Origin of the sequence: Mycobacterium simiae, assembly GCF_008370645.1 — a bacterium.
Lineage (GTDB): Bacteria > Actinomycetota > Actinomycetes > Mycobacteriales > Mycobacteriaceae > Mycobacterium > Mycobacterium simiae_A.
Window position 1 is genome coordinate 1 of record NZ_VTZN01000207.1, and the last position, 7432, is coordinate 7432.

7 protein-coding genes are annotated in these 7432 nt (G+C 63.1%); 2 read left to right on the top strand and 5 right to left on the bottom strand.

What is annotated here, in order from left to right:
* Positions 1-83: 83 nt before the first annotated feature.
* Together purU and F0Q45_RS22750 are read left to right on the top strand one after the other, a co-directional pair.
* Positions 84-998, top strand: coding sequence for a formyltetrahydrofolate deformylase (gene purU, locus F0Q45_RS22745; RefSeq protein WP_149656065.1), 915 nt, complete (start codon positions 84-86; stop codon positions 996-998).
* A 254-nt stretch (positions 999-1252) separates the two neighbouring features.
* A complete protein-coding gene (locus tag F0Q45_RS22750; protein WP_149656066.1) occupies positions 1253-1438 on the top strand; it encodes a hypothetical protein in 186 nt (61 codons plus the stop codon).
* A gap of 52 nt (positions 1439-1490) precedes the next feature.
* Here F0Q45_RS22750 and coaD read toward each other — a convergent pair whose 3' ends face one another.
* The 5 genes from coaD to F0Q45_RS22775 form a co-directional block, all read right to left on the bottom strand.
* Positions 1491-1973, bottom strand: a complete 483-nt coding sequence (gene coaD, locus F0Q45_RS22755; protein ID WP_149656067.1) for a pantetheine-phosphate adenylyltransferase — start codon at positions 1971-1973, stop codon at positions 1491-1493.
* A gap of 75 nt (positions 1974-2048) precedes the next feature.
* Positions 2049-2603: a 16S rRNA (guanine(966)-N(2))-methyltransferase RsmD gene (rsmD, locus tag F0Q45_RS22760; RefSeq protein WP_149656068.1), complete on the bottom strand. Its 555-nt coding sequence runs from the start codon at positions 2601-2603 to the stop codon at positions 2049-2051.
* Positions 2600-5983, bottom strand: coding sequence for a pyruvate carboxylase (locus F0Q45_RS22765; RefSeq protein ID WP_149656069.1), 3384 nt, complete (start codon positions 5981-5983; stop codon positions 2600-2602). Before F0Q45_RS22765 ends, rsmD begins: the two co-directional genes overlap by 4 nt.
* Positions 5984-5993: 10 nt before the next feature.
* Entirely contained in the window at positions 5994-6632 is a 639-nt protein-coding gene (locus tag F0Q45_RS22770) for a vitamin K epoxide reductase family protein (protein WP_149656070.1), read from the bottom strand.
* A gap of 5 nt (positions 6633-6637) precedes the next feature.
* Positions 6638-7411: a DsbA family protein gene (locus F0Q45_RS22775; protein WP_149656071.1), complete on the bottom strand. Its 774-nt coding sequence runs from the start codon at positions 7409-7411 to the stop codon at positions 6638-6640.
* Positions 7412-7432 lie beyond the last annotated feature (21 nt).

Here is a 7432-nt window from a genome sequence, read left to right on the forward strand (position 1 = left end):
TGTGCCGGTATCGGGTGCGCACGTTCATCCACCGCTCCGCGGTATCCTTGCCAGCGGAAATCGACTCATCGGCAAAGGAGGTCATGATCGCGACGCCGACTGGGTCGGAAAGCTTCCCACAGCCACCCGCCGGTCCCCCGCCCGTGGCAGACATCGGTCGGCTCCTGCTTCGCTGCCACGACCGCCCCGGAATCATCGCCGCAGTGAGCACCTTCCTCACCCAAGCCGGCGCCAACATCATTTCGCTCGACCAGCACTCCACCGCCCCGGAGGGGGGAACTTTTCTGCAGCGCGCGATCTTTCACCTGCCTGGCCTGACCGCGGGCATCGACCAGCTGCAGCGCGACTTCCGCAGTAGCGTGGCTGAAAAATTCGACATCGCTTACCGATTCACCGAAGCCGCCAAACCCAAACGAGTCGCGATCATGACCTCCAAGAGCGACCACTGCTTGTTGGATCTATTGTGGCGCAACCGCCGCGGCGAACTGGAGATGTCGGTTGCGATGGTGATCGCTAACCATCCTGAGCTGGCCGACCATGTCCGCCCCTTCGGCGTGCCATTCATCCACATACCCGCCACCAGTGACACGCGCGCGGAAGCCGAACAACGTCAACTTCAGTTGCTCAGCAAGAATGTGGATTTGGTGATACTCGCCCGCTACATGCAGATACTGAGCCCAGAATTCCTTGCCGCTATCGGCTGTCCGCTGATCAACATTCACCATTCGTTCTTGCCTGCGTTTACCGGAGCGGCACCGTACAAGCGCGCACGGGATCGCGGCGTCAAGCTGATCGGCGCGACCGCCCACTATGTGACCGAAGTTCTCGACGAGGGACCGATCATCGAACAAGACGTCGTGCGCGTTGACCACAACTACACAGTCGAGGATTTGGTGCGCGTCGGCGCCGACGTCGAGCGAACCGTACTCTCACGCGCCGTTCTGTGGCATTGCCAGGACCGTGTCATCGTTCACCACAACCAGACCATCGTCTTCTGACTCCGGTCATCTGCACCCTTACCCATCAACGGCCCACCGCCCAAGACGCCGAACTCCGTTGCATCTCTTCTGATCTGGATGCTCTGCAACACCGGGCCAGTCAGTGTCCGGCGTCCGTGATGCGCTAGTCCCGTCCATCGGCATGCCCGAGGCGTCAAGGAAATCTCAAGGATCTCCCAAGTGCCAGCTAGCAACCTATTCACAACGGCCACGGCCGCCCGCGTCCCCAAGCAATGTAGTGAAGGAGAGTATTGATGTTCACCACCCATATCCGCGCACTTGCCGGCATGTCGCTGCTGGCGTCGGCGATCGGGCTGGCAGCTTTCGGCGCCTCCGCAGGCACCGCCGCCGCCGCGCCGAGCCACCAGCCCGAATACGGCACCTACACCTGCTACGACTACGCGACGCAGACTTTTTACCAGTGCTTTGACCCCAGCTAGTCGCTAGTGAGCGCAGACGAACGGGCCGAGTCCCCGTCTGGGGCTAGGCCCGTCATCGCGAGTCGGAGAGTTTCTCGCGAAGCCGCCGGTTCACAGCTTGGGGCAGCAGCTTCGAGACATCGCCGCCCAGCATCGCCACTTCCTTGGCCAGCGACGACGACACGAACGAATAATCTGGTGCGGTCGCGACAAAGAACGTGTCGACACCGGCGATGTGCTTGTTCATTTGGGCCATCTGCAATTCGTATTCGAAATCGGTGCCGGTGCGCAGCCCCTTCACGATGGCGTTCATCCCGCGCGACCTGACGAAGTCAACCACCAGACCCTGTCCGGCCTCCACCCGCAAGTTGGGTAGGTGAGTCGTCGACTCGGTGATCATGGCGATCCGCTCACCCAGGTCGAACATCCCCTTCTTGGCCGGGTTGATCAGGATCGCCACCACTACCTCGTCGAACTGGGCCGCGGCACGTTCGAAAACGTCGATGTGGCCCAACGTCACTGGGTCAAATGAACCCGGGCATACCGCGCCACTCATCACGCGCGCCGGCGATGATGCAGGGCGAAGCGATGCGGGCAGGCGGTGCTCATGACCGTTGACGCTAGCAGCACCTCAGCCCCGTTCTGCCAGCTCTAGCCGGGTGTCGCCGTAGATCCGCGGGGGCCAGACCCGCCAACACTCCGGCCAGGTCAACGGCACACTGGTTGCCGGGCGCTCCACTACCGCGATCGTTCCTGCCCGCACCCAACCGTGAGTGGCCAGGAGGGAGACGACAGCTTCAACCTCCACGGTGTCGAGATCATAGGGCGGATCAGCCAACACCAAATCCACCGGAGCCGATGTGCCGGCGGCCAAGACGGCACCGACCGCGCCCTGTCGTACCGTGGCACCGGGCAGGCCCAGGGCCTTGATGTTGCGCACGATGGTGGCGACGCTGCGCTGGTCAGACTCCACGAATAGCGCTGAGTCGGCCCCGCGCGACAGCGCCTCTAGCCCGAGTGCCCCCGACCCGGCATACAGATCCAACACCGCCAATCCGGTCAATTCCCGGCGCGCGGTCACAATGTTGAACAGCGATTCGCGCACCCGATCGGTGGTCGGCCTGGTCTTGCGCGGGGGTACGACGAGGCGACGTCCCCCGGCGACGCCACCGATGATTCGGGTCAGCTCACCACCACCAGCAAGTCCCCGCCCTCAACCTGAGCGGTGGCCGATACCGCCACCCGTTGTACGGTGCCGTCGTTGGTGGCGGTGATCGGGGCTTCCATCTTCATCGCCTCAATGGTGGCGATGGCTTGTCCGGCACTGACGCGGTCACCGACACCCACACTCACGGTGACGACCCCGGCAAACGGTGCGGCGATGTGCCCCGGATTGCCGCGCTCAGCCTTCTCGGCGGCCGGCACCACGCTAGCAATGCTGCGGTCACGCACCAGCACCGGGCGCAGTTGGCCGTTGATGATGCACATCACGGTTCGCATGCCACGCTCGTCGGGCTCGGAGATAGCCTCCAGCCCAATCAACAGCTCCACCCCTCGTTCCAGCGTCACCCGGTGCTCTTCGCCTTGCCGCAAACCGTAGAAGAACTGATTGGCCGACAATTGCGACGTATCGCCGTATATCTCGCGATGCTCTTCGAATTCCTTTGTCGGACCAGGGAATAGCAAGCGGTTCAACGTAGCCTGGCGTTTGGGTCCCGGCGCTACCAGAGCCGCCTCGTCATCGTGCGTCAGCTGGGGGGCTGGTTTGGCCGGAGCGCGGCCGGCCAGCGCGGCGCTGCGCAGCGGTTCGGGCCACCCGCCGGGTGGATCACCAAGCTCGCCTCGAAGGAAACCCAACACCGAATCCGGGATATCGAATCGGGATGGGTTAGTGGCGAATTCTTCTGCGCTCACGCCTGCACCAACCAGTGCGAGCGCAAGATCTCCGACCACCTTCGACGAAGGGGTGACCTTGATTAGCCGGCCCAGCACGCGGTCGGCACCAGCGTAGGCCTCTTCGACCTCTTCGAACCGGTCCCCCAAACCGAGGGCGATAGCCTGCTGGCGCAAGTTCGACAACTGACCACCCGGAATCTCATGACGATAGACTCGACCCGTTGGGCCGGGCAGGCCGGACTCAAAGGGCGCGTACACTTTTCGTAGCACCTCCCAGTAGGGCTCCAGTGCGCATACCGCCGAGAGCGACAGGCCGGTGTCATAGTCGGTGTGCGCAGCTGCCGCCACGATCGAACTCAGCGCAGGCTGGCTAGTGGTTCCGGCCATCGGCGCGGCCGCCCCGTCCACGGCGTCGGCGCCCGCCTGCCAGGCAGCGACGTAGCTGGCCAGTTGACCGCCCGGCGTGTCATGGGTGTGCACGTGCACCGGCCGATCGAAGCGACTTCGCAACGCCGTCACCAGCTTTCGGGCAGCTGGGACCCGCAACAGTCCGGCCATGTCCTTGATCGCCAGCACATGCGCACCGGCGTCCACGATCCCCTCAGCCAGCCTCAGGTAGTAGTCGAGCGTGTACAGACTTTCACCCGGATCGCACAGATCGCCGGTGTAACACATCGCCACTTCAGCTACCGCCGTGCCTGTTTCTCGTACCGCGTCGATGGCTGGGCGCATCGAGTCCAGGTTGTTGAGTGCGTCGAAGATCCGGAAGATGTCGATGCCGGTGGCCGCCGCCTCGTCAACGAACGCTGACGTGACGGCCACTGGATACGGCGTGTAGCCAACCGTGTTACGGCCCCGCAGCAGCATCTGCAGGCAGATATTGGGGATTGCCTGGCGCAGGGCGGCCAGCCGCTCCCAGGGATCCTCCTTAAGGAAGCGAAGTGCCACATCGTAAGTCGCACCGCCCCAGCACTCCACCGACAGCAGCTGCGGCATGGTGCGAGCGAGGTACGGTGCCACCATCATCAGTCCGCTGGTACGTAATCGCGTCGCCAGCAGCGACTGGTGCGCGTCACGGAATGTGGTGTCGGTAACGCCTACCGCAGGCGACTTCCGCAGCCAGCGCGCGAAGCCCTCCGGGCCCAGCTCGACCAGCCGTTGTTTCGAGCCGGCGGGCGGCGGGGTGTCGAGGTCGACATGCGGCAGCTTGTCGTGTGGGTACACCTTCGACGGCCGGGTGCCGTGCGGTTTGTTGACGGTGACATCGGCCAGGTAATTGAGGATCTTGGTGCCGCGGTCAGCTGAGAATCGCGCGGTCAGCAGCTGCGGCCGCTCGTCGATGAACGACGTGGTGATGCGGCCGGCTTGAAAATCAGGATCATCAAGAACCGCTTGCAAGAAAGGGATATTCGTCGACATCCCGCGAATCCGGAACTCCGCGATCGCCCGGCGCGCGCGGTTCACCGCGGTCGGGAAGTCACCGCCCCGGCACGTCAACTTGACCAGCATGGAGTCGAAGTGGGCACTAATTTCCGCACCAAGATTGGTGCTGTCGTCCAACCGGATGCCGGCACCACCGGGAGTGCGCAATGCGCTGATCCGGCCGGTGTCCGGCCGGAAGCCGTTGGCGGGATCCTCGGTGGTGATCCGGCACTGCAGTGCGGCCCCATGTGGCCGGATGGCTTGCTGCGTCAGGCCGAGTCCCCTGAGCGTCTCACCGGTGGCGACACGCAGCTGACTGGAGACTAGATCTACGTCGGTGATCTCCTCGGTTACCGTGTGCTCCACCTGAATCCGCGGATTCATCTCGATGAAGACGTAATCACCGCTTGGTTCTAGGAGAAACTCGACCGTTCCAGCGCAGCTGTATCCGATGTGGCTGGCGAAGGCGACCGCGTCTGAACAGATCCTGTTACGCAGGTCCGCCGGCAGGTTGGGCGCCGGTGCCAGTTCGATGACCTTCTGATGGCGACGCTGCACACTGCAGTCACGCTCGTAGAGGTGGATCACGTTGCCGTGGGTGTCCGCGAGAATCTGCACCTCGATGTGGCGTGGGCGCAGCACCGCCTGTTCGAGATAGACCATCGGATCCCCGAACGCTGACTCGGCTTCGCGGCTGGCAGCCTCAATCGCATCCGGCAGCGCGGCTTTATCGCCCACGCGGCGCATGCCACGGCCGCCACCGCCGGAAACCGCTTTGACGAACACCGGAAACCGCATCTTGTCAGCAGCTGAGACGAGCTCGTCCACCGAGTCCGACGGCCCCGACGACATCAGCACCGGAAGACCCGCTTCCCGCGCAGCCACGATGGCACGCGACTTGTTTCCCGTCAGCTCGAGCACGTCGGCGCCAGGGCCAACGAAGGTGATGCCCGCTGCCGCACAGGCCCTGGCTAAGTCGGGGTTCTCCGACAAGAATCCGTAACCGGGGTAGATGGCGTCGGCGCCGGCGCGGCGGGCAGTTTCGACGATCTGATCGACTGCCAGGTACGCGCGTACCGGGTGCCCGATCTCGCCGATTTGATAGGACTCGTCAGCCTTGGACCGATGCAGCGAATTGCGGTCCTCATAGGCATAGACGGCTACCGTGCCGACGCCCAATTCGTAGGCGGCCCGGAAGGCGCGTATCGCGATTTCGCCGCGATTGGCCACCAACACCTTGGAGATCACTCGACCCCTTTCAGATGAGTGTTGACCAATAATTCCAGAAACGAATCATGATCAGCAGAAACACCGTGGTGAACCAGACGGCGGTGATTGACCATCGCCAGTGGAAGAGCACCCGCAGCAGGGCGTTCTCGCGCGCTTGCAGCACCGGACGAAACGCGATCGACGCGACCAGCACCAGCAACGTGATAGTGACCACCCAGACCACCATGCAGTATGGGCACAACGCCCCAATGCGGTAGAGACTTTGAAAGATCAGCCAGTGCACGAACGCCGTGCCGACCACGATGCCGACGGTTAGTCCAGTCCAATACCAGTGCGGCAAAGGCACTTTCGCCACGGCTAACACACCGGTCACCACTACGACGGTGAAGCCGACAATGCCGACCACCGGGTTGGGTAGGGCCAAAAGCGATGCCTGCGGCGTGCCCATCACCGAGCCGCACGACATGATCGGATTGATGTTGCATGACGGCACATAACCGCGGTCAACCAGGGTCCTGATCTTCTCCACCGTCAGCGTGATCGAGGCGATCAGGCCGACCGCCCCGGCGATCAACACCCACCACGCACTAAGCACAGGTGCCCGCAGCGCACCCGATGTGCCCCGCGTCAGGTCGTCGGACCGCTCGGCGGGTTCAGCTGAACCCACAGTGGTCAGGATGTCTCGGCGGCTGCTGCCGCGTCAATGCCGGGAATGTCACCCACGATCTCTTTGATCTTGGCCACTAGTGCCTGCGGCGTCGACCATTCGTACTCGGTGCCGTTGATCTTGACGGTCGGCGTCGCGCGCACATTCGCAGCCGCGGCCAACCCCTCAACCTTGGAAAGGTACTTGCCGCTGTTGATACAGTCGGGCACCTTGCCCGCCGCGCCGGCTTCGCGCGCAATCTCGATCAGCTTCGCATTGTCGGGGAATGTCGTGCCCACCTCGGAAGGTTGGAGGTCTTTGCTGAACAACGCACCGTGAAACCGGCGAAACGCATCGATGGACTCGTCGGCGACGCAATACGCCGCAGCCGCGGCCCGCGCCGAGTAATTCTGATTTCGCGGGCTGGAAAGAATTGCCACCATCGTATAGTCAGCGGCGATAGCGCCGATGTCGACGAGCTTAGACACCGTAGGTTCGAATGCCCGCTCGAAATTGCCGCAGGCAGGGCAGAGGAAATCCTCGTAGAAGGACACCACAGCCTTGGGAGTCTTGGGGTCCCCGGATCCCGGCTGAGTGATCAGCTTGCTCGACGCCACCCGAATAGCATCGCCGGGTCCCGCGACGCCTCCCTTCTTCTGGTGTGACATGACGATGTAGAAAACCAAAGCCACGGCGAAGAGGACGATGAATGCGGTGCCGCCGATCTGAATCAGCCAGCCGGATTTGCCGTCGGGCGACTTCAGGTCGATCCGCGGGGGGCGTTTATTTTTGTCGGCCACAGGTTTACAGATCCTCACTGG